22 protein-coding genes are annotated in these 24,630 nt (G+C 28.8%); 3 read left to right on the top strand and 19 right to left on the bottom strand.

All coding sequences use genetic code 11. From position 1 onward, the window contains the following. Nucleotides 1–103: 103 nt before the first annotated feature. The 7 genes from EJJ37_RS01455 to EJJ37_RS01485 form a co-directional block, all read right to left on the bottom strand. Nucleotides 104–1,918: an ABC transporter ATP-binding protein gene (locus tag EJJ37_RS01455; protein WP_133013815.1), complete on the bottom strand. Its 1,815-nt coding sequence runs from the start codon at nucleotides 1,916–1,918 to the stop codon at nucleotides 104–106. After that, a complete protein-coding gene (locus EJJ37_RS01460; RefSeq protein WP_133013816.1) occupies nucleotides 1,915–3,651 on the bottom strand; it encodes an ABC transporter ATP-binding protein in 1,737 nt (578 codons plus the stop codon). The genes EJJ37_RS01455 and EJJ37_RS01460 overlap by 4 nt, the downstream gene beginning before the upstream one ends. Before the next feature lie 83 nt (nucleotides 3,652–3,734). Next, the gene (locus EJJ37_RS01465) at nucleotides 3,735–4,217 is read right to left on the bottom strand and encodes a MarR family winged helix-turn-helix transcriptional regulator (RefSeq protein ID WP_148321268.1); all 483 of its coding nucleotides are present in this window, start codon (nucleotides 4,215–4,217) and stop codon (nucleotides 3,735–3,737) included. Nucleotides 4,218–4,422: 205 nt separating this feature from the next. After that, the gene (locus EJJ37_RS01470; protein WP_133013818.1) at nucleotides 4,423–5,667 is read right to left on the bottom strand and encodes a sensor histidine kinase; all 1,245 of its coding nucleotides are present in this window, start codon (nucleotides 5,665–5,667) and stop codon (nucleotides 4,423–4,425) included. Continuing rightward, entirely contained in the window at nucleotides 5,660–6,340 is a 681-nt protein-coding gene (locus tag EJJ37_RS01475; RefSeq protein WP_133013819.1) for a response regulator transcription factor, read from the bottom strand. Before EJJ37_RS01475 ends, EJJ37_RS01470 begins: the two co-directional genes overlap by 8 nt. Further along, nucleotides 6,340–6,888, bottom strand: coding sequence for a UBA domain-containing protein (locus tag EJJ37_RS01480; RefSeq protein WP_133013820.1), 549 nt, complete (start codon nucleotides 6,886–6,888; stop codon nucleotides 6,340–6,342). Before EJJ37_RS01480 ends, EJJ37_RS01475 begins: the two co-directional genes overlap by 1 nt. Before the next feature lie 147 nt (nucleotides 6,889–7,035). Beyond that, nucleotides 7,036–7,575 carry a DUF4342 domain-containing protein gene (locus EJJ37_RS01485; RefSeq protein WP_133013821.1) on the bottom strand — a complete coding sequence of 180 codons (540 nt, stop codon included), beginning with the start codon at nucleotides 7,573–7,575 and terminating at the stop codon, nucleotides 7,036–7,038. Between the two features lie 221 nt (nucleotides 7,576–7,796). Here EJJ37_RS01485 and EJJ37_RS01490 point away from each other — a divergent pair, with 221 nt between their 5' ends. After that, entirely contained in the window at nucleotides 7,797–8,714 is a 918-nt protein-coding gene (locus EJJ37_RS01490; RefSeq protein ID WP_133013822.1) for a DMT family transporter, read from the top strand. A 107-nt stretch (nucleotides 8,715–8,821) separates the two neighbouring features. Here EJJ37_RS01490 and EJJ37_RS01495 read toward each other — a convergent pair whose 3' ends face one another. The 4 genes from EJJ37_RS01495 to EJJ37_RS01510 all read right to left on the bottom strand — a co-directional run bounded on the left by EJJ37_RS01495 (nucleotide 8,822) and on the right by EJJ37_RS01510 (nucleotide 12,931). Beyond that, on the bottom strand, nucleotides 8,822–10,825 hold the full coding sequence (locus tag EJJ37_RS01495; protein ID WP_133013823.1) for an oxidoreductase: 2,004 nt from the start codon (nucleotides 10,823–10,825) through the stop codon (nucleotides 8,822–8,824). Between the two features lie 194 nt (nucleotides 10,826–11,019). After that, the gene (aroQ, locus tag EJJ37_RS01500; protein WP_133013824.1) at nucleotides 11,020–11,466 is read right to left on the bottom strand and encodes a type II 3-dehydroquinate dehydratase; all 447 of its coding nucleotides are present in this window, start codon (nucleotides 11,464–11,466) and stop codon (nucleotides 11,020–11,022) included. A 95-nt stretch (nucleotides 11,467–11,561) separates the two neighbouring features. Next, the gene (locus EJJ37_RS01505; protein ID WP_133013825.1) at nucleotides 11,562–12,431 is read right to left on the bottom strand and encodes a shikimate dehydrogenase; all 870 of its coding nucleotides are present in this window, start codon (nucleotides 12,429–12,431) and stop codon (nucleotides 11,562–11,564) included. Between the two features lie 314 nt (nucleotides 12,432–12,745). Further along, nucleotides 12,746–12,931, bottom strand: coding sequence for a hypothetical protein (locus EJJ37_RS01510; RefSeq protein WP_133013826.1), 186 nt, complete (start codon nucleotides 12,929–12,931; stop codon nucleotides 12,746–12,748). A gap of 339 nt (nucleotides 12,932–13,270) precedes the next feature. On the opposite strand from EJJ37_RS01510, the gene EJJ37_RS01515 reads away from it, so the two are divergent. Then, entirely contained in the window at nucleotides 13,271–14,632 is a 1,362-nt protein-coding gene (locus tag EJJ37_RS01515) for a dicarboxylate/amino acid:cation symporter (protein WP_133013827.1), read from the top strand. A 62-nt stretch (nucleotides 14,633–14,694) separates the two neighbouring features. On the opposite strand, the gene EJJ37_RS01520 is transcribed toward EJJ37_RS01515, so the two are convergent. From EJJ37_RS01520 to EJJ37_RS01545, 6 genes are all read right to left on the bottom strand, one after another. Continuing rightward, the gene (locus EJJ37_RS01520) at nucleotides 14,695–16,119 is read right to left on the bottom strand and encodes a 6-phospho-beta-glucosidase (protein WP_133013828.1); all 1,425 of its coding nucleotides are present in this window, start codon (nucleotides 16,117–16,119) and stop codon (nucleotides 14,695–14,697) included. 87 nt (nucleotides 16,120–16,206) lie between these two features. Further along, nucleotides 16,207–18,132, bottom strand: a complete 1,926-nt coding sequence (locus EJJ37_RS01525) for a beta-glucoside-specific PTS transporter subunit IIABC (protein ID WP_133013829.1) — start codon at nucleotides 18,130–18,132, stop codon at nucleotides 16,207–16,209. A gap of 129 nt (nucleotides 18,133–18,261) precedes the next feature. Then, nucleotides 18,262–19,104, bottom strand: coding sequence for a BglG family transcription antiterminator LicT (gene licT / locus EJJ37_RS01530; protein ID WP_133013830.1), 843 nt, complete (start codon nucleotides 19,102–19,104; stop codon nucleotides 18,262–18,264). A gap of 280 nt (nucleotides 19,105–19,384) precedes the next feature. Further along, entirely contained in the window at nucleotides 19,385–20,131 is a 747-nt protein-coding gene (locus EJJ37_RS01535) for a hypothetical protein (RefSeq protein WP_133013831.1), read from the bottom strand. Between the two features lies 1 nt (nucleotide 20,132). After that, a complete protein-coding gene (locus tag EJJ37_RS01540) occupies nucleotides 20,133–21,005 on the bottom strand; it encodes an ABC transporter ATP-binding protein (RefSeq protein ID WP_133013832.1) in 873 nt (290 codons plus the stop codon). 4 nt (nucleotides 21,006–21,009) lie between these two features. Further along, complete coding sequence (locus EJJ37_RS01545) at nucleotides 21,010–21,372, bottom strand: GntR family transcriptional regulator (protein ID WP_133013833.1); 363 nt, start codon at nucleotides 21,370–21,372, stop codon at nucleotides 21,010–21,012. A gap of 218 nt (nucleotides 21,373–21,590) precedes the next feature. Here EJJ37_RS01545 and EJJ37_RS01550 point away from each other — a divergent pair, with 218 nt between their 5' ends. Continuing rightward, the gene (locus EJJ37_RS01550) at nucleotides 21,591–22,148 is read left to right on the top strand and encodes a class IV adenylate cyclase (RefSeq protein ID WP_133013834.1); all 558 of its coding nucleotides are present in this window, start codon (nucleotides 21,591–21,593) and stop codon (nucleotides 22,146–22,148) included. A 31-nt stretch (nucleotides 22,149–22,179) separates the two neighbouring features. On the opposite strand, the gene EJJ37_RS01555 is transcribed toward EJJ37_RS01550, so the two are convergent. Then, nucleotides 22,180–23,184, bottom strand: coding sequence for a polysaccharide deacetylase family protein (locus EJJ37_RS01555; protein ID WP_133013835.1), 1,005 nt, complete (start codon nucleotides 23,182–23,184; stop codon nucleotides 22,180–22,182). Between the two features lie 202 nt (nucleotides 23,185–23,386). Further along, nucleotides 23,387–24,385 carry a polysaccharide deacetylase family protein gene (locus tag EJJ37_RS01560; RefSeq protein ID WP_133013841.1) on the bottom strand — a complete coding sequence of 333 codons (999 nt, stop codon included), beginning with the start codon at nucleotides 24,383–24,385 and terminating at the stop codon, nucleotides 23,387–23,389. Nucleotides 24,386–24,630 lie beyond the last annotated feature (245 nt).

Here is a 24,630-nt window from a genome sequence, read left to right on the forward strand (position 1 = left end):
TTAAATTATTACTTTTATATTATAAATTTAAAACACTATAAAATATTTTTTAGATCTAATACTAAATACCACTAAGATCACTATTAGATATGAATATAGAAAATTATGCAAACTGACTATAATACAGTTTAGCATAAGCTCCTTGTTTTTCCAAAAGTTCATAATGATTTCCTTGCTCTATAATATTCCCATCTTGCATAAACAGGATATTATCAGCATCACGAATTGTAGATAAACGATGGGCAATAACAAAACTTGTACGTCCTTTCATTAGACTTTGCATTGCTTTACCAATTTCTGCTTCTGTACGAGTATCCACACTAGATGTGGCTTCATCTAAAATCAAAATAGGTGGATCACATAAAAATACACGTGCAATAGTCAAAAGCTGACGCTGACCAACTGATAGGTTAGACCCCTCATTATCTAACATTGTATCATACCCATGTGGCATTGTACGAATAAAATAGTCCACTTTTGCCGCTTTAGCCGCAGCTATAATTTCTTCACGTGTAGCATCAGGTTTACTATATGCAATATTTTCGGCAACAGTTCCTCCAAATAACCATGTATCCTGTAATACCATACCAAAATTTTTACGCAAACCATTTCTAGTCATATCAACAGAAGATATACCATCTATTAAAATTTTCCCACTATTAACCTCATAAAACCTCATTAATAGGTTTATTAAAGTTGTTTTACCTGCTCCCGTACTTCCGACTACTGCTATTTTTTGTCCAGGTTGCACTGTAAAACTAATATCTCTCATCAAGAGTTTAGAATCATTATATCCAAAGCTTACATGTTCAAAAGAAATTTCCCCCTTTGCACGTTCTAACATTATTGGATTTAATGTATCTGGAATTTCTTCTTCACTATCCAAAATCTGAAAAGTACGCTCTGCTGATGCTAAGGCAGATTGCAAAGTGTTAATCATGTAAGAGGCCTGAGTTAGAGGTTCGGAAGCTTGATTAACATATTGGAAAAATGCTTGTACGACACCTATTGTCATAGTTCCATTTAACATTGCATTTCCTGCAATAACTGCAATTACTGCCTGTCCTAAACGGTTAATTAAACGAATAAGCGGATTCATGCAGTTTGTTAAAAAATCAGCCTTTTGTGTAGCTTTTCTATTAATTTCAGTATATTTGAATACTTGCTCCATGCTTTCATCTTCATGATTATATGCCTTAATTATATTTCTCCCAGTATAATATTCCTCAACAATCCCTGTTAATTCTCCAAGAGTTTCCTGTCTCGAAGCTGCATATTCTAAATTTTTCTTAGCTACAACTTTTGTAATAATTATGCTGATTATCATAAATATAAGAAATATACAAGTTAAAATAACATTATAATATAGCATAACTGCAAGTGATCCAATAACTATCCCAATAGCAACCACTAACTTTAAAAGTCCTGTTTGTAATGTTTCTGTAATCTTATCTAAGTCATTTGTTACTTTGCTTAAAATTTCTCCTGGTTTATTCTGATCAAAAAATCTAAATGGCAATAAATTTAATTTCACAGCAATTTGTCGACGTAAAGATAATGTTAATGTATCAGCCACACTAGCCATTAAAAATGATTGTATATAGTAGAAAAACCATGTAAAAAGATATTGTATTGATAGAATCGTTAAATCCTTTCCTACATTATCCCAGGTAATAGAAAATACTATTTCTTGTGCTTTAGCAGCTTTAATACTCTGCCATAATTTATCAATAACCACAGCACTTCTAAATGGTGTCCAGATACTTAAAATTATATAAATACAAATAGAAATTCCTACTATAGTAAGACGAATACGTTGATTCTTCAATTGATGAAATAACCTCAGTATTGTATCTTTCGTATTTTGTGAAGAATCATAGATTAACTTTTGATTTGTTTTTACTCTATTTTTTTTCATACTTCTTTAACCTCCTTTGTTTGAGAATTTACTATTTCCTTATAAACTTTACAGCTTTCCATTAATTCTTCATGTGTACCTAACCCAACCATTTTCCCTTCATTTAGCACAACGATTTGATTTGCGTTTCGGATGGTACTAACTCGTTGTGCTATAATCAATACAGCCGAATCTTTTGTTTCTGATTCTAATGCTTTTCGCAGTGATGCATCTGTTTTGAAGTCAAGAGCAGAAAAACTATCATCAAAAATATATAATTCTGGTTTTTTAACTAAAGCACGTGCAATTGATAACCGCTGTCTCTGTCCACCAGAGAAGTTCACTCCTCCTTGTGCTACATATGCTTCTATTCCTTCTGGTAATGAATTTACAAAATCACTAGCTTGTGCAATTTCTAATGCGTGTTTCAGTTCAGACTCCGTAGCATCAGGATTTCCATAACATAAATTTTCAGCTATTGTACCAGAAAATAACCATGCTTTTTGTTGTATATATGATATATGCTCTCTTAAAGAATGCTGTGTCATTTGTCTAATATCTTTATTGTTTAAATACACAGTTCCTTCTGTTACATCATGAAATCTTAGAATCAATGAAGCCACTGTTGATTTTCCACTACCAGTACCTCCAATAATCGCGGTAGTTTCTCCACGTCTACATGTAAAATTTAGATTGCTTAAAGTATCTTCTTCTGCATCAGCAAAACGGAAATATACATTATTAAATTTTAATACCTCATCATCATTCTCTAAATTAATATCTTTATCTTCTGATACAAGGTCAATTATTTCTGGAGAATGATCCAATACAGCCTGTACACGATGACAACATTCAAGAGCTCTAGGTAAAGTTAAAATTACCATTTGTGCCATCATCAAATAAAATAATGCCAGTAATGCATATTCGATTAATGCAGTAATATCACCAAGTTGGAAATACCCAGTAGCAATACGTCCTCCACTAAACCAATAAATCAAAACAACAAAAACATTAATTGAAAAAAATGAAAGACCATCTAAATTGGCAAACATTCTATTTGCTTTTATAGAAGTATTAGCATAATCGGTAAATGCTATATCTAAACGCTTTTGCTCACTGGCTTGCTTATTAAATGCACGAACAACTCTTACGCCTGTTATATTTTCAATCAAAACAGTACTCATACGATCAAGTAGTTTTTGTAGGCGTCTAAAAACTGGAGATGCAATACGCATTATGCAAAAAGCAACAAGCATTACAATAATTAATACTGCTATCAACATAAAACCTACCACTACATCTAATCTAAAGGATAAAGTACATGAAATTATGAATATAGCAGGTACAGGTAAAACCATTTGAATAAAACTCATAAAAGCAAATTGAATATTGGTTATATCAGAAATTGTTCTGGTTGTAATAGAAGCTGTACCAAATTGCTTAAAATCATACATTGACAGTTTAAGTGATTTTTCATAAATAGCATCTCTTAAATCTTTTCCTATTTTTGAAGAAAGTAATGAACATGTATACCCTCCAAGAATAGCTCCTACCCCCGAAATAATAGAAGCTATTACTATTTGCCCACCAGTTGCTAATAGATCATTTAATGTGCTTTTAGAAGTTCCTTCATTCATCATTTCAGCTACTAATGTGGGAATATATAAAGCCCCAGCCACATCTAAAATTATTAATAATATAGTAATAACAAATAATTTCCAGTGTGGCTTTAAAAAACGTAATATTAATTTCATTAAAATTCCTCCTTTTTAAATAAAAAAATGCGCTCAGTTATTTTAAATAACCGAGCGCACTCGACATCTTATCGACATTGCAATTACGATTGCAAGTCCTCCGATGAACTATTCTTACTATTTTGATATTCCTCTAATGATTCTTTCATTAAGGTTTTGTATTTGCGAATTAGCCTTGTAAGTTGGACTCTTTCTTCTTCCTTCATCATATGCCAAACCTTCTCTTCTAATCCATGCATATTTCCAACATACTTCTCTACAAATTTAACCCCATCTTTTGTTAGATAAGCCTTTTTTACACGAAGATTATTTTCAACACTCTCTAGACGTATTAAATCTTTTTTAATTAGTTGTCTAAATGCTGAATTAACTGTTTGACGACTAAGGCAAAGACTTTCACTAATATCATGTTGAGTTGCAACTCCCTCATATATCATCAACAATGCCCAGTATTCTGTATTAGATAATCCGCAAATTTTAGAAAAGCTATCATAAACCCTTTCTAAATCTTTGTAAGTTTCACGAAAAGATTTTAGAGTACTATCATCCGAATGACTATAGTTCATTGCTCACCTCCAATTGTCCGAAATCATATTGTATTAAAACGGACAATTTATAGTATATATTCTACACCATAAATTGTCAATATTTTTTTTTGAGTTAATATAACTTTTATTCAAATTATTACCACAGTATTTCTTTTACTTATCCAAATGATTAAAGCTATTTTTTTAATTTATTTATGATACAGTTAATTTTTTATTATTATATTTATGGTAAATATACTGTTATTCTTGTACCTATTTCTTTTCTACTTACAACACTAAAATATCCATTATGATTATCAATAATCCATTTAGCTATAGATAATCCAAGACCTGTACCACCATTCTTTCTAACTCTTGCCGTATCAGCTCTAAAGAAACGTTCAAATATATGTGGTATATCTTCCGTATCCATTCCTATTCCATTATCCTGTACAGAAAAATAAGGTTCCCCCTTATTATTTCTTCCTGTCCTAAGTACTATATTTCCTCCTGATTCTGTATATTTAGATGCATTTTCAACTAATATCCTAGCAGTTTGTTTAAGAAGTCCCACATCTCCATAAACATTAACCTCTTCTAAATTAATATAACTATATACATGTTTATCATCTATCATTTTAGATTCTTCTACAACCTCCTTAATCATATTACTTAAAGAAAACTCTTCAATAGTAAGCTGTGTTTTACCATTAATTCCCCTTGCTAAAAATAACAACTGTTCAACTAAATTTTTCATATTTTCTGATTCAGACTTTATAGCTGTAATAGATTCATCTAATACACTTTCATCACTTTTTCCCCATCTATCAAGCATATTTGCATAACCTTGAATTACCGAAATAGGAGTTCTAAGTTCATGTGAAGCATCTGATACAAATCTTGCTTGCTGTCTATAAGAATCCCTCATTCTATCTAGCAATTTATTAATAGCATCTTCTAATCCCTTAAACTCACTATCTCCAATATGAATTCTTTCATCAGAAGCAACTGGGCTAATTTTTGATATAGCATCTTCTAAACTATGAAATTTTTCTTCATCAAATACCATATTACTAAGTCTCTCTGCTGTTTCCGCTATTTCATTAAGAGGCTTTAATATTTTTCTTACTCTTGCTGTTCCAAATATTATTTCTTCTAATAAAAATATACCTTCTACCATTCCAATTATTATTATTATTTTTCTTAAATTATATAAAAAATAACTAGCTGCCTTAACCATAGTTTTTCCATCATCCCATATTACTGTATAAGTTGCTGTTTCTATTGGATAAAATTTAATTGCTCTTTCAGCATTATTTACTAGTTCTCCATAAAAGCTCTTTTCAGATTCAATACACCATAGTCCTATTAAAATTGCCATTAAAATTGCATCAATTATGAGAAATTTAAAAAATAAATCTCTTACCTTTATGGCATTAAGCTTTATTGCAATAGATGTAACATTCTTTGTTTTTCTTCTCTTATTCATCTTTTATTACGTATCCTACACCACGAACTGTAGTAATTACCTTAATATTAAATCTATCATCAATCTTTGCTCTTAAGTATCTTATATAAACATCTATTACATTTGTTTCCCCAACATAATCATAACCACATACCTTTTCCATAAGTACATCTCTAGTTAATACTATATTTTTATTTTCCATTAATATTTTTAAAAGCATAAATTCTCTATTAGTTAATTCAATTTCTGTATTATCATAAAGCACTTTATGCCTTAATTTATCTAGAGATAATAAACCACACTTTAATGTATCTTCACTCTTTTTTACAGTAACTATTCTCTTTTTTAGAGCATTTCTTACTCTTGCAAGTAACTCTTCAATTGCAAAAGGTTTTGTTATATAATCATCTGCACCGGCATCAAGACCTGATACCTTATCCATAACAGCATCTCTTGCAGTTAGCATTATTACTGGTATATCAGAAGTTTTTCTAAGCCTTCTTAATACTTCAAGACCATTAAGTTCTGGTAACATTACATCTAAAAGAGCTAAATCTACCTCACCCTTTTCAGCAATTTCAAGACCTTCTCTACCATTATTAACTTTTAATACTTTATATCCTTCATGAACTAACTCTAGCTCTATAAATCTTGCTATTTTTTCTTCATCTTCAACTATTAAAATCTTAACCATTACTTTCCTCCAACTTTCCCTTTTCCTTTAATCTTCTGCACTTCTTTTGATATTTTAATTAATATCTCATTAATTTTATCTGTATTAATCTTTTTAGATTCTATAGAAAATTCTATATCTAAAAATAATCCAATAACAACAAGAGGTATTAGTAGCCAAAATCCGAATATTAAAAGAACAATAACTACTGTAAGTGGAAATTTTAAAAAGAAATCATTTTTGCCTTTTATTTCTATAAAAATATTGTTGCAGGTATCTATAGCCTTACATATAACCTCAAAAATCCCTTCAAAGGTATTATTAGATTTATAATTACTATTTTTTTTAACTTCCTCAAAGTTATATTCTGTATTTTCTTCTTCATAACTTTCCTTATATTCATTAGTATAAAATATACTAACAGAAGGACCCTTTACCTTTCCTTGCTTCTCCAAATCTAAAATAGCATCAAGTATATCCCAATTATTTATTTCTAATACTCTTTTTGCATCTTCATATGTTATTCCTGTCTTTTCCCTTAACTTTTCTACAAGCTTAAGCTTATCCACAAATTTTCCTCCAGCCTTTACTTTATAATAATTCATCTTAAATTTATCCTTATTTATTAAATTATACCATCCGGTAAAATATTTCTAAAGATTTCATAAAAAGAAAAAGACCTTGAGTTATCTTCAAAGCCTATTTCTTATAATATTCTACTTTCCTTCATATCCTTTTTTAAAATCTTTTTTTATAGTATCTGCTGATTCTGATACCTTTTCAAAAACATCATTTACTCCATCATAATTCATATTAGGTCCTTCAATTGAATACTTATACCCACAGAATAAACCTATTATTAATAATACTACAGTTGGTGGCATAAAGAATAATAATAAAAGTATTGATATTGTTAAAGATATTCTTATTGGTTTTTCATTATCTTTTTTAATTTCAAAATAATTCTTGTTTCCCTTAGCTATAATTTTTCCTAAACCTTTAAATATTCTTCCAATAACTTCTCCAATTCCACCATAGCTTTCGTGGTTTTTTTTAGTGTTGTCATCTTTCTTTTGATCCTCTTCTTTTACTTCAATAATAGTAGTAGTATCATTATTTTCTACTTTTCCACTTCTCTCTAAATATATTATTGAATCTAAAAGATCCCAATTACATCTCTCTAATACTTCTTGTGCTTCTTCATAAGTTACATGAGCCTTTTCCATTAATTTTTTAATCATTTCATTTCTTTCCATTTATATAACCTCCCTAAATTTGCTTTCCTCATTTACTATGGTTATATAATACGTTTAATAAATTAATCTAAAATATAAGAAAGATTAAAATTAGATTAAAATTAACTGTAAGTAATATCATAATAATAGTTGATTTATGAAATATTGTTGTATTTGTAAAATAAAGTATTATAATTTAATTGTATTATTTATACAATTATATAATAAGGAGGGATATACATATGAAAAAAATAGCAGTTTTGTTTCCCATAATTTCTGGTGGATTATGGGGTTCTGCAGGAATATTCATTAGAAAATTAAGTGACTTTGGTTTAAATAGTTATACTATAATTTCTTCAAGAGTCTTAATTGCCTTAATTATTCTATTTATTGGAATTCTAATATTAGATAAATCATTACTAAAAATAAAATTAAAGGATGCATGGGTCTTCATGGCATCTGGTATCTTGGGTATGCTAGGACTAAATTTTTGCTATAATGAATCAGTAAACCACTTATCATTATCATTAGCAGCAGTATTACTTAGTCTTTCTCCAATATTCGTAATATTTATAGCAGCAATACTTTTTAAAGAAAAAATTACTCTACGTAAAATAAGTTGTATGCTATTAGCAATTTTAGGCTGCGTACTTGCTAGTGGTCTTTTAGAAAATAATAGTGGAATGAAATTATCTGCAATTGGAATTTTAATAGGATTACTTTCTGCATTCTTTTATGCTCTATATAGCGTAGTATCTAAAATTGCAATGGGTAAGGGATATGAAGCACTTACTATTACATTCTATAGCTTACTAACTCTTGAAATTGTTTTATTACCATTTACAGATTGGAATATACTTAAGGATTTTGTAATCTCAGCACCAGTAAATAATTCTATATTTATGTTATTACATTCAGTATTCACATCTGTATTACCATATGTACTTTATACAGTATCTTTAAGTTACATAGAAGCTGGAAAGACATCTATCCTAGCTGCAGGTGGTGAACCCATATCTGCTATGCTTTTAGGAATGTTATTCTTTTCAGAAGTTCCTACTATATTATCTTTAATAGGCTTAATATTAACTATTGTTGCTTTATCACTACTATGTATGCCATCAAAAAATCAAGTAGATGAATTAACTATGGCTAATTAAAAATATGTGTTTAACTCAATAAGAACACATTTTCAATTATTATGAAATCATAAATATAATAAAACCCAGCTGATTCCTCAACTGGGTTTTCTACATTTCATATTTTATTATAGAGCGCCAATTCTCTTAAGTGTATCAGTGATATGTCTACCTTCTTCAACACCTTCAATAATTCTTCTAGCTCTAACACTATCACCAATGTTAACAACTTCTACATTAGTTTCAGCAAAGTTTTCTTGTAATTGTGCCATTAATGGAGAATATGCTCTCATTCCTAAACATACAAATCCATAATCAAAGTTAATTTCTTCATCTACACCATCTTTATTAACTATAAAGCTGCTATCTTTTATTTCTAATAATGAAGTTTCAACTCTTACATCTACTTCCTTCTTCTTAAGCATAGTCATAAAGTCAAGCTTAGTTATTACGTCCATTCCATTTCCTACAGCTGGCATTCTTTCAACTATAGTAACTTGAGCACCCTTGTGAGCAAAGTATTCAACTACATCTAGTCCAACTGCTCCTCCACCGATAACTCCTATTTTCTTTCCTTCTAAGTCCATTCCATTGAACTTTTCAATATTGCTTATTAATCCAAATATTGATAATACTTTTGAATCTTCTTTATCAACTCTATCATGTAATCCTGTAATTGGAGGTAAAAGAGGAGTTGATCCTGTAGCATTAACAACTACATCTGGTTTTAAATTTTCTATTGCTTCTATTGTAGCAGTAGTATTTGTAAATATATAAAGATTTCTTAATTTCTTAGCTCTATTAATTAAGTAATCTGGGAAATCATTAATTCTATCTTTAGCTGGTAATTTAGCTATTTCTCTAGCTAATCCACCTAAGTAAGGCTTAGCTTCAAATAAGAAAGTTGTACATCCAACTTCAGCAGCAGTACAAGCAGCCTCTAATCCTGCAGTTCCTCCACCAATAACAACAACATTTACTGGCTTGTTTACTTTCATAGAAGTATGTGCTTCTTCTCCTAATATAACTTCTGGATTTATTGTACATCTTATTGGTCTATTTATCCCTATTCTGTGACCTGCACATCCAATATTACAAGATATACATTTTCTTAATTCATCTTCTCTTCCACTCTTAACTTTGTTAACCCATTCTGGATCAGCTATAAGTCCACGTCCCATTGCTAATAAATCAGCATGTCCTTCTTCTAATATCTTTTCAGCAACCTTTGGATTTCTGATGTTTCCTGATGTTATAACTGGCTTATTGAACTTCTCTTTAAAAGCCTTAGCCATGTATGAACGCCATCCATCCTTTAAGTAGTTAGCATCTATTTGATATTGTAGTGTATCATTAACTGCAGCTGATACATTTAATATGTCAATTTCATCAACAAGATATTCCATCATTTCTAATGTATCTTCTAATGTATTTCCACCTTCCATGAATTCATCTGCACTAAATCTAAAGCTTATTGGGAACATTGGTCCCACTGCAGCTCTAACTTTTTCTAATACTAACTTAGGGAATCTTACTCTATTTTCTAAACTTCCACCAAACTCATCAGTTCTCTTGTTATATAAAGGTGATAAGAATTGGCATAGTAAATATGAGTGTCCTCCATGAATTTCAACTGCATCAAATCCAGCCATTTGTGCTCTTTTTGCAGCTTCTGCATACTTATCAGCAATTGCGTATATTTCTTCAACTGTTAATGGTCTTGGAATAGCTCCACCAGTTTTTGAAGGAATATCTGAAGATGATACTGGAGTATTTCCTTCTATTCTTGATGGTACAGCTGATGCTCCAGAATGATTTATTTGAATAGCAACACAAGCACCATGTCTATGTAATCTTTCAGTTAATCTAAATAAATTTGGTATGTATCTATCATGATCTAATCTAATTTGAGTTGTTCCGTTTGAACCCATTGGAAAATCAACACAAGCATTTTCTACTATTATTAAACCAGTTCCACCTTTAGCTCTCTTTTCATAATATTGTACATGCTCTTCAGTGAAATCTCCCATTGCTCCACCGTAATTAGTTCCCATTGGAGGCATAGCAATTCTGTTTCTGATAGTCATATTTTTTATTGTTAATGGTGTAAATATGTTTTGGTACTTATTCATCCTACATTCTCCTATAAATATATATTGATAAAGTTTTAACTTTCATTTTCATATAATTCCTTATTTAAGTATAACTCTTTAAAAGCTATAAATCTAATGAATATTTTTATGTTTTTTTATAGATATATTCTATTGATTTATAAAAAAATTAAAAAAGGCTGTGCATATTGCAACAGCCATCATTTGCTAAAATCTTACTTGTTTCTAGTGATATAGTCTTCTAAAGCTTCCATTGCTAAAACATAACCTTTTTCACCAAATCCACACATTTGTCCGATACAAGCTGGAGCCGTTTTAGATTCTTTTCTAAATTCTTCTCTAGCATGTACATTTGAAATATGAACTTCAACTGTTGGAATTCCTGTGTTTCCTTTTATTGCATCATGTAAAGCTATGCTGTAGTGAGTGTATGCTCCTGGATTTATAACAACTCCATCAAACTTTTCAAAATATGCTCTTTGTAAGAAATCTATCATAGTTCCTTCGCAGTTACTTTGAAGAAGAGTAACTTCATGTCCTCTCTTTTCTCCTTCTTCTTTTATATATTCACATATTTCAGTAAAGCTCTTTGTTCCGTATATTCCCTTTTCTCTAACACCTATCATGTTTATGTTTGGTCCGTTTATTACCATGAATTTCATATCTATTTCCTCCCAAATTTTAATTATATTCTTTTAATTTTTCGTAAAACTATTAATGTTGCTATAAATAACTTCTAATTTCCTAATTTAAAATCTTATTTGCTTTCAAATAAGAACTCTTTCATGTGTTCTATTGGCATTTCTTGTCCAGTCCAGCATTTGAATGCTTCTGCACCTTGGAATAACATCATTCCTAATCCATTAATTGTTGGGCATCCAACTTCTTCTGCTAATTCTAATAATCTAGTTTTTGCTGGTTGATATACAACGTCACTTACTATAAGATCTGGTCTTAACATATCTTTTTCTATGTAAGTTTGACCAACGTATGGTTTCATACCCATTCCAGTACCATTTGTGAATATTACAGAGTCAGCAATTTCTGCTCTTAAAGCTTCTTTATCTTCTAATCTAAATAACTTAGCTTTACAGTTAGTTTTTTCATTTATCTTCTTAACTGTTTCTTCTGCTCTTGCAAAGAATTCATCATCTTGGTTGAATATTGAAAGTTCAGCTACTCCATCTAAAGCTGCTTGGATACAAATTGCTGTAGCTGCTCCACCAGCTCCAACTATAGTCATTTTCTTACCTATAATATCGAATCCAGCATCACTTAATGATCTCATATATCCAACACCATCAGTAATATGTCCAGTTAAAACACCATCATCATTTATAACTGTATTTACAGCACCTGCTAATTCTGCAGCTGGAGTTAATTTATCTAAGTATTTATGAATAACAGTTTTATTTGGCATTGATACATTGCAGCCTCTAGCTTGCATTGCTCTTAAACCTTTTACTGCATCCTCTAATCCTTCATTTCCAACTTCAAATGCAAGATAAGCATAATCTAATCCTAAATATCTAAATGCTTCATTGTGCATTTTAGGTGAGCTTGTATGCTTAATTGGCGTTGCTAATAATCCTATTAATGTAGTATAACCTGAAATACGTCTTTCCATTGTATTCTCTCCTTTATCTCAATAGCTTCTTTATATTTAAGCTACTATAATCTCTTTGATACTTCTTAGTATTCTTAAAAAAAATAATGAACGTTAAATATTTAACACTTAATTTACTTTTATTATATTCCAGTATCTTATAGTAATCCAATTGATTTTAACAACATTATCTATAGATATAGGCTATATATTAATCATATTATATAATTATACTTTATAAATTTATATGAATAATAAAATATTTCCTCTTCAAATATATAAAAATAATGATGAATTCTAGATATACCTATCTTAATTCATCATTAATAAACTATCTATGCAATTGACTCTTTATTTTTCTTAATCCAATTATAGTACTTTTCTTGGCACTCTATAGAACAAAACCTATTTCCGTTCCAATAATCTATATAATTAGTATCTTCATTACAAACACTGCACTTAAGTGTTTCTTTAACTTCCATCATATTATATTGCCCCTTATTTAATTTGTTAAACTTCATCTCATATGCCCCCTTATAATTAAATCATTATATATATTTTATCACTTTTAAATCTAATTAGTAATTCTTTTTATAGATACTTTCTATTAATTTGATAGTTTTTATCTATAGTTTTTTTCTTAAATTCATTTACTACTTTTCATATATACTTTTAATATCACATTAATTAGTTAAATTATTGACATATTATTTTATCTAATATATTATTTATCATAACGTTAAATAATTATATTCCTTTAATAAAATATTCAACACTTAATTTTTAATATGTTAATTTACAACCTTTACATAGATTGTTTGTTAACATAATTATAATATTAATTATTGGGAGATAATTTTATGAAATTCAACTTTACAAAAGGAAAAAATAAATCTACTGAATTAGCTATAAGAATGGCACTTTCTCTTGTACTAGCTCTACTTGTTGGTACTGCTTTTATATTATTAAGAGAATCATTAATTTCTAATGATAAAGCTTCTATATGGAATTCTATTAATAATATTTTATTTCAAGATATAACTACTGAAGAAGGTAAAAATGCTTTAGGTATTTTCTATATACTTGGCCAGCTATTTATTAATTGCCTTCAATTAATAATAATTCCTATGGTATTTTCATCAATAGCTCTTGCTATGTGTCATATTAGTGATACTAAAAAGCTTGGAAGAATATCATCAAAAACACTATTAGGCTTTTTAATAACTTCTATATTTGCATTAGCTACTGCCTGTGTATTTGGATTTTCAGCTTATAAGCTTGGATTTTTCAATGTTAACCTTGCTAGTGATACTTCTACATCTGTAGCTACAGCTAACGGAAACAATCCATTAATTGTAATACTTGATGCAGTTCCTAGTAATATAACTAATGTTATGTCAGATAATTCAATGGTATTATCTATAGTTTTCTTAGCTGTAGTTGTTGGTTTATGTATAAATAATCTTGGTGAAAAAGTATTAGTTTTAAAGAATTTACTTATTGATTTAAATAATATAATTAGTGTATTTTTAGGATTTGTTATAACTAACTTTAGTCCATTAGCAGTTTTCATATTAGTAACTAGAACTTTTGCTGTGTATGGTTTAGATCGTTTGAAACCAGCATTAGCATATATGCTTACAGTTTCAATTTCATCTATGCTATTTTTAGTTATTGCTTATCCATTGTTTGTTTATTTAACAACTAAATTAAATCCTATTATATTTATGAAAAAAGTTGCTAAAGTTGCTCTTTTAGGATTTTCAGCTGCAGCTTCTTCTGCTGCTTTATCACTAAATGAAAAAACAACTGTTGAGGAACTTGGAGTTAGTAAAGATATTGCTTCTTTTGTACTTCCATTAGGTATGACTATTAATATGAATGGTACTGCAATAATGCAAGTAATAGCAGCTATTTTTATTGCAGCTAGCTCTGGATATACTCTTACTATTCAAAACATAATTTTAATAGCAGTTTTAGCATTAATAGCTTCTGTAGGAACACCATCTGCACCTGGTTCATCATCAATAATACTTTTTACAGTATTAACAGGTATGGGATTTAATAATGAAGCTACACTTATAGCTTATTCATTAATTATTGCTATAAATAGGCCTATAGATATGCTTATAACTTGCTTGAATGTAATTGGTGACTCTGCTACTGCAGTAGTTGTAGCTAATTCTGAAGGCTGTTTAAATAAGGAAATCTATAATAGTTAATTACATATAAAATAAAAGGCTGTGATTAATCACAGCCTTTTATTTTTCACTTTATTTAATATTTAATCCAAATCTGATCCATTTGATTCTATAACTTTTTTATACCAATAGAAACTCTTCTTTCTTCTTCTTTCTAATGTTCCCTTACCTTCATTATCTCTATCTACATATATAAATCCATATCTCTTTTCCATCTCTCCAGAGCCAGCACTAACTAAATCAATTGGTCCCCAAGTTGTATATCCAATTAAATCTACACCATCTAAGTTTACAGCATCTCTCATTGCTTTAATATGTTCTCTTAAATAGTCTATTCTATAATCATCTTCTATTTCACCATTTTCATTAATCTCATCTTTTGCTCCTAATCCATTTTCAACAATAAATAATGGCTTTTCATATCTATCATAAATATGGTTTAATGTTATTCTTAATCCTAATGGATCTATAGGCCATCCCCATTGACTATATGAAAGATAAGGGTTCTTTGCTGATGCAAATAAATTTCCCTCTGCTACATCATCACTATTATCTGTTCTTACACAACGACTGTTATAATAAGAAAATGCAATAAAGTCCACAGTATATTTATTTAATATATCTATATCCTCTTCTTCCATAATCGGAGTAATTCCCTTACGTTCCATTTCTTTTAAAGCATAATTAGGATACTTACCTCTTGCTTGAACATCAATAAAGAAATAACTTTCACGATCTACCTTTGTAGCCTCCCAAACATCCTTTGGATTACAACTATATGGATATGCACTTCCTGCAGCAAACATACATCCAACCTTATAATCCTTATCTATTTCCCTTGCAATTTTAGTTGCAATAGCACTAGCAACTAATTCATGATGAGCTGCTTGATATTTTATCTTTTCTCTATTTTCTCCCTCTTCAAAACAAATCCCTGCTCCCATAAATGGTGCATGTAAAATCATATTTATTTCATTAAATGTTATCCAATATTTTACCTTGCCTTTATATCTTTCAAATACAGTTCTGCATAACTTTTCGTAAAATCCAATCATCTTACGATTACGCCATCCACCATAATTCTTTATTAAATACATTGGACAATCAAAATGACATATTGTTACTAAAGGCTCTATTCCATACTTTTTACATTCATTAAAGATTTCATCATAAAAAGCTAACCCCTTTTCATTTGGAGTTTCTTCATCTCCATTAGGAAAAATTCTACTCCAAGCAATACTCATTCTATAAACCTTAAATCCCATCTCTGCAAACAACTTAATATCATCTCTAAAATTATGATACATATCTATTGCTACCTTAGCAGGATAAAAATGATCATCATCAAAATCATACATTTTTAAATTTCCTGTAATTACAGCAGATCTATCTTTACCTGTAGGACAAACATCCACATTAGCTAATCCTCTACCATCTTCATTATATCCACCTTCACATTGATTTGCAGCAGTAGCTCCACCCCATAAAAAATTATCATTAAACTTCATACTTTCCTCCATATTATCATATAAAATTTTTACAGTATTTATTAAGCCCTGCCTCAACTAAGTTAAAACAGAGCTTAAAATAAATTATTAAATTATTACAGTGATAGCTTTATCACCAAGCTCTAAACTTTTACTTTCAGTAGCAGCTATTTCAAAATAATCATTATAATTTGTTACTACTACTGGTGTAACAATGCTATAGCCTGATTCTTGTATAAAATCAATATCAAAGGTTACTAATTCTTGTCCCTTAACAATTTTATCTCCTTGTTTTACATGTGCTTTAAAGCCTTTACCTTCTAATTGCACAGTATCTAGTCCTACATGAATAAGTATCTCTACACCTTCCTCACTAGTAATACCTATAGCATGTAAACTTGGGAATAAAGTTGTAACATCTCCACTAACTGGTGCAACTACTTTTCCTTCTGTTGGTTTAATAGCTAAACCTTGTCCTAATACACCTGTTGCAAAAGCAGCATCTTCAATATCTTCTAATTTTATTGTTTCTCCTTTTATAGGGCTAGAAATAAATATTTTCTTTAAGGAGTTAGCTTTAACTTCCCCATTATTTTCTTCTTCAACAATTTCCATAACTTCTGCAACTTCTTCCTTATCCTTGTAGAAGATCATAGTTAAAACAAATCCTACTACCATTGAAATTACTATACCAAGTAATGCTACTATTAAATTTCCCATAGCTCCATCTGGTTCAATCATTGCTGGTAATTCAAATATTCCCATTCCACCAACCATAAACTTTCTTAAATTGAAGAAACCATAAAACGCTCCTCCAATACCACCTGTAATACAGCTAATTATAAATGGCTTTTTTAATGGTAGTAATATACCATATATAGCAGGCTCTGTTACACCAAAAACTCCAGATATAAAGTTAGGTAATGCCATTTCTTTAATCTTTTTATCTTTTGTCTTAAAGAATATAGCTAAAACAACTGCTGAAGTAGCAAATGTACATGCAAAGAATGGCATCATTACATTATCATATCCATTAGTCATAATATTATTTATATATACAGGTATAAAGCCCCAATGCATTCCAAAGATAACAAGTATCTGCCAAGTAAATCCTACAATAGCACCTGCAATTAAAGGACTAAAATCTCTTACTGCAAATACAAATTCTGAAATTATTGTTGAACCAAAAGTTGCAATTGGTCCTATAACTATAAATGTAATTGGTAATGCTACTAAAAGAGTTAACATTGGCACAAAGAAAAACTTAACTAAATCCGGTACAATTTTATTAAATACCTTTTCGCATTTTGAAGCAAAATAAACTGATAAAATTACTGGAATAACTGTTCCTGTGTAATCTATTGATATTACAGGAATTCCAAAGAAACTAATGTAAACTGGTGATTCAAACATAGTTCCAGTAAACAGTGTATACATTGCATCACCCATAGATGATATTGCTCCAGATTGTATACCTGGATAACACATAATAGCACCAATAACTAATCCTATCATTGGTTTTAATCCAAACTTTTTAGCTGATGTATATCCTAAAAATAGCGGTAAAAATGTAAATAATCCATCTCCTATTGCATTTATAATTAAAGCTCCACCTGATGTGTCACTATATAATCCAAGTGCAATAAATAATGCATTTAAACCTTTTACCATTCCACAAGCAGCCATAATCCCTAATATTGGTTGAAAAATACCTGATACAATATCTATTCCTCTATCCAATAATCTTCCTGACTTCTTAGGTTCTTCATTACTACTTAAATTATCAATATCTATTAATTCACATACATCTGCATATACCTCTGGTACATGATTTCCTATTACTACTTGGTATTGTCCACCACTTTTCATAACTGTAACAATACCTGACATATTCTTTAACACATCATCCTTTGCTATGCTTTCATCCTTAAGCTTAAAACGTAATCTTGTAATACAATGTGTTAAGCTAATTACATTTTCCTTTCCTCCAATATTCTTCACAATATCTTTTGCTAATTCATTATACTTTCCCATTTCTATTCCTCCATATTTCTATTTTTTGAAATTTGAAGGTTTGGCCAACTTAATGTTACCATCCAGCTTATAGTTAAATTAATACTTTTAAATACTTGTCACATCCCTTCATATAAAAAATATATATAATTATAACTTTGAGTCCTGTAGTAACTTTGCAATATGAATAGTTAAATATATATACTCATCACTAGATAACTCATAGTTATATTTTTTACTAATAAAAAGTTTTACTTTATCTATGCACTGAGCTTCCTTTGGATACTTACCTTTTATTATACTTAATAGTTCATCATCTGAATCTCCATTATATGTATTATTTGAAAATAGTCGTTGTGCAAAATATCTTAAATGTGTTATAAATCTATAATAAAATACCGATTCTTCCTTTAACTCTATCCTAAAATTTATTCTAACAATAGTAAGGATTTCTTCTATTAATTTTGTAATTCCTTGAACTTGAGGTTGCTCTTCATTTAATTGCGCATTTACCATATGAAGAGCAATAAATCCTGCTTCATCTTCTGGAAGTCTTATTTTTGTTTTCTCCTCTATAATATCTAATGCCTTCATACCTATTTTAAATTCATCTTTATAGAATCTTTTAATATCCCACAGCAGAGCATTTCTTACTGTAATATTATTCTTAATTCTTTTTATAGCTGTGTAAGTATGATCACTTAAAGATATATAGATTCCATCATTTAGCTTCTTTCCTAATACACCTTCTGCATACTCAATTATTTCACTAGATAGTTTCATATGTTCCATTGGAATTTTATTAAATAACTCTTGAAATTTATTTGAAACTTCTTTATTTGATATTCTAAATACTTTGTTTATCTTTTCTTCATCAATAGTATCACCTTTTGATTTTTGATATCCTATGCCTTTGCCCATTACTATTATTTCTTCATCATTAGAATCTAAAGTAATTACAACATTATTATTCAATAACCTAGTAATAATCATCTTACCTTCTCCTCTTTTAAACTTTATAAATTATATTAATATTTTACCTTATAATTTATTTATAAAAACAAAAAAACCCATTCATTATAATGCACAAAATACCTATAGATATCCTCTGCATATTAATGAATAGGCTTAGCTTGCACTTAAGCAATTACTACCCAGTTCCACCTCTATCTTAACTCAAATAATATCACTTGTCAACGTTTTCTATTTATTTCATAAAATAAGAAACCTACATTAAATGTTAGTTTCTTATTTTATATACCATTTTAATTTATTACCTTTCTTTAATTACAGCTTTTCTAATTAATAAAAATGCTATCCCTGATAAAGCTACTGTAAATACTAAAAATGTTGTTATACATGCAAAAACATTTGATGGGTTGAATCCAAATATATAATTAGTAAACTCATTTATTCTAAGCGTTAAACTAGGATTTCTCATGGAAAGATTGCCCTTTAATATTATAAATGCTACTGGAATAGCTGATACTAATACTTTTACATATTTATTAGCCCTATAATAAATCATATTAATTACTATTCCAACTACATAAGCTAAAAGGCATAATGAAAATTGAAATAAAATAGTATTAAAAATAGTATTTAGACTATTACTTTGTACCCAACTCCCATCATAAATTTTTGATATATACCCAACTGAATTTCCATAAGCCATATCATAAAAAGTTGGATTTTTAATAAAAATATTATTTATTCTATTAATTATAATATCAATAATTGACATAACTAAAGCTATTGGAACACTTGATATTAATAATCCCTTAATAAATGTTTTTCTTGATATACCATTACTTTTAGCAAAATAAAAATTTGATTTAAAGGAATTTAATCCACAAACAAATATAAAAATTACAGTTGAAACTTCTATACCTGACAATGTACTTCTCCCATCAGATACAGCTATTAGTCCTATTATTACACAAATAAATATAAAATAATATATTATGGCTGCTTTCATAATTCCCTCAGCATTCATCTTCGCAATCTTTAAACTTTTCATATTAAACCTCCTCCTTTTCAGTTAAATATATAAATAACTTTTGTAATTCAACCTTTGAAAATTTTAAATCTAAATCTTCTGCTAACTTTTTATCTTCATTAGTTAAATTACCTATTATAGTGGCAGATTTAAATGATGTTATCTCTTCAATATTAACTATATTTTTTGCACTTATAAACTTATCTATATTTTCAGTTAATCCAGAAACTGTATATGCCTTATCTAATAATTCTTCAGCTTCATCACTACTAATAATCTTGCTATTATTCAAAATAATTACCTTTTCTATTAAATTTGAAACTTCTTCAATAATATGAGTAGATAAAATTATTGTTTTAGGATTTTCAATATAATTTTCCATTAACTCTTTATAAAATAACTCTCTATGATTTGCATCAAGTCCTAATACTGGCTCGTCAAATATTAAAATTTCTGCATTTGAAGCAAGTGTATTTATTATTTTGCATATTGAATTATATCCTGTTGAAAGATTCTTTATTTTAGTATTAATATTTAAACTAAACTTCTTTGCTAACTCTAAGGCATACTTACTATCAAAATTACTATAAAATTCTTTAGTCCATTTAAATACATCTTTTACTTTAAAATCTTCTGGATAAAGAGTCCTTTCAGTCATAAAATATATCTTTTCTAAAGCATTATCATTTTCATATACATTTTCTCCATTAATTGTAATTTCACCAGAATCTACTATTGCTCTATCAGTAATTAAATTTAATAAAGTTGTTTTTCCTGCCCCATTTCTTCCTAACAACCCGTAAATTTTATTTTCTTCAAATGTTATATTTATATCTTTTAAAACTTGTTTTTTGTTATAGGTTTTATTGACCTTTTTAACCTCTATTATAGCCATATTCTTACCCCTCTTTATTAATCATTTTTATAATATCTTCTATTGATATATTTAACTTCTTTGCCTCATCTAAAAGTGTAACTATATAATTATTAAAAAAACTTTCTTTTCTTTTATTCATTAATACCTCTTTACTTCCCTTTGAAACAAACATCCCAACACCTCTTTTTTTATATATAATTCCTTCATCAACTAAAATGTTAAATCCCTTTCCTACAGTAGCAGGATTAATTTTATACTTTACTGATATTTCTGTAGTTGATGGTATCATTTCATCCTCTTTGAATATTCCTTTTATAATATTGTCCTCTATTGCCTGAGCTATTTGAATATAAATAGGAATATCATTATTAAATTCTATAATCATATTATATTTTTAACCTCCCTTCTCTTAGTTAGTTAATTGGTTAATTACTTATATAATTAACTATATGACTATTAATCTCATTTGTCAACTTTTTCCTGTAATTTTATTGAAATTTATAAATAAAATCTTTATGTTTAAATTTCTTTTTTGGCTTATTGTTATATTTTTTATTGTATAATATAAATATTCTTATCTTTAAATTGAAAGGAGCATTATTAATGAAAGAATTAGAAACTAGAATAATGGATATTGATGTTGATGACATTAGAAATAAAATGAAATCTTTAGGTGCAATTAAGGTTAAATCTGAAGATCAAGTTAATGAAATATATGATTTTGAAGATGGTAGACTTTTAGCTGATAAAGGATATGCTAGAGTTAGAACTACTATTGATAGACTTACTGGAAAAGAAACTGTGTTTATGACTACTAAAAAAATGTTAAGTCAAGGTACATTTAAAGTTATGGAAGAAAATGAAACTATTGTTGAAGATGGAGAAATGGCTAGAAGAATATTTAAATCTTTAGGTCTTATACTTCAAGAATCTATTTCTAAATATAGAGAAAGCTATAAACTTAATGATTCTTTAATTGAAATTGATATTAATGATAAGAGCTTCTGCCCTTTCCCTTATTTAGAAATTGAAACTACTTCTGAGGAAAAACTTGAAGAGATTTTAAAATTAATTGGCTACACTTTAGCTGATACTACATCTAAAACTATTTATGAAATTTTAGCTGAAAGAGGAATTGAAGGTAAAATTAAAGGCAGATAACAAAAACTGCTCACAGCTGTGAGCAGTTTTATTATTTAATTGTTCTAAATTCATAACCTTGACTTTGTAAGTATTCTATTATTCTTGGAAGAGCCTTTACTGTTTCTTCCTTTCCATATGTATCATGCATTAATAAAACTACACTATCTGCATTAGGTCCTAACGCTTCTACAGTCTCCTTAGTGCACTGTAATAATTCATCAGCATTCTTTGGTTTACCTTCTGCATCTTTATTTAACGCATTCCAGTCCACATTATAGTATCCATCTTGTTCCATAGCTTCCTTCATAGATGTACGACCTTCCCATGACCAATATCCACCTGGTAATCTAATAACTCTTGTAGAGAAGTCTTTACCTAATACTGCCTTCATTGAATTTTCACTTTTTTCAAGATCTGATATAATATTATCTACATTCATGACTCTATTAGGATATAGGTATGAATAGTCATGACTATATGTATGATTTGCTATTGCATGTCCTCTCTTAACTTGCTCTTTTAATATTTCCTTTACTTCTTCATTCTTATCTATTGATGAACCTAATACAAAGAATGTTGCTTTAACATTATATCTATCTAATACATCTAATATTCCTGGAGTATTGGTTGTTGATGGTCCATCATCAAAAGTTAAATAAACAACTTTTTTACCATCTGTTCTTACAGGATAATGTTTAGTTCCATTTAAAAGACCTTTAGTATTTTCAGCAACTATAGCTGCATCATCTGCATTAGGATCCTCTTCAAATGATAAATAACCACTATTATCTAACTTATTCTCCTCCACTTTCTCTTCACTATTTACTTGATCTTTATTATTCTCTACCTGTTCCTTATTATTAGATTCTGTATTATCACTTGTCCCATTTTCATTCTCACTAGGATTTGCAATTTGTACATGTTCTTGTTGCTGTCTAGGAATAAATTTGATACCTACAAATATTCCTATTATCACTAAAATACTTGCTATCAAAATTGCTTGATTTCTTTGTCTTTTTTTTCTTCTATTAACTCTTCTCTTACTTGGGCTCATCCTTCTATGTTTTCCTCCATTTTTTATATTTTTTAATTAATTTATATAAACATAACTTATTACTTTAAACTTATTTTTCCCTTTAATATTAATATACATTATAGCTATAGGTAAATTCGTTACAAAAGTGTTACAAATTAATTTCACTATGAAAACATAAAGGGATAAGTTAAAACTCATCCCTTTAATCTTAATTTTTTTACTACTTAATAGTCCTAAACTCAAAGCCTTTCCCTTGTAAATATTCTATAATTTGCGGAAGTGCCTTTACTGTTTCTTCTTTTCCATATGTATCATGCATTAAAAGAACAACGCTATCAGCATTAGGCCCTAATACTTCTATTGTATCCTTAGTGCTTTGTAATAATTCATCTGCATTCTTCGTCTTTCCTTCAGCATCTTTATTTAATGCATTCCAATCTACATTATAGTATCCATCTTGTTCCATGGCTTCCTTCATAGGTGTACGACCTTCCCATGACCAGTATCCACCTGGTAATCTAATAACTCTTGTAGAAAAATCCTTACCTAATACCGCCTTCATTGAATTTTCGCTTTTTTCAAGATCTGATACTATATTGTCTACATTCATAGTTCTATTAGGGTATAAATATGAATAATCATGTCCATATGTATGATTAGCTATAGCATGTCCTCTTTTAACTGTGTCTTTTAGTATGTCTTTTGCTTCTTCATTAGCTTCAATTGACTTTCCCAAAGTAAAAAATGTTGCTTTAACATTATATCTATCTAATACATCTAATATTCCTGGAGTATTGGTTGTTGATGGTCCATCATCAAAAGTTAAATAAACAACTTTTTTACCATCTGTTCTTACAGGATAATGTTTAGTTCCATTTAAAAGCCCCTTAGTATTTTCAGCAACTATAGCTACATCATCTGCATTAGGATCTTCTTCAAATGATAAGTAACCACTATTATCTAATATATTACTTTCTACTTCTTCAGAATTGTCTTTTACATCTTTATCCTCAGAATTATTAACTACTTCCTTATCCCCAGAATCTATTTCTTCATCAGGTTTTGTAGTAACTTGTACATTTTCTTTATTTGATTTTGGAATGTACTTAATTCCTACAACTACTCCTCCAATTATTAGAATACATATAATTGAAATAATAACGTTTTTTTTATTTTTTTGCCTTCTATATCTACTTCTATTGTACCTTCTCCCTATCATCTTCACCAATCCCCCCATTTTTAGAATCCAATAATATAATAACATATATAAAAATATTCTTCCAAAATTCTTTTATTAAAGTTAAATAATATTTATATAGTAACTCTTTTTAAAACAAAATAAATATCCACCAGCTAAGCTGGTGGTTTTTCATAAGCCCTATAAGGGCAAATTGCTAGCTTGCGTCTTAAGACGCATAAATGGTCCAGCAGCCGCATTTTATTTTACTTGCTACCCTTAAAAGG

It is taken from the genome of Clostridium cuniculi, from assembly GCF_004353185.1.
Lineage (GTDB): Bacteria > Bacillota > Clostridia > Clostridiales > Clostridiaceae > Clostridium > Clostridium cuniculi.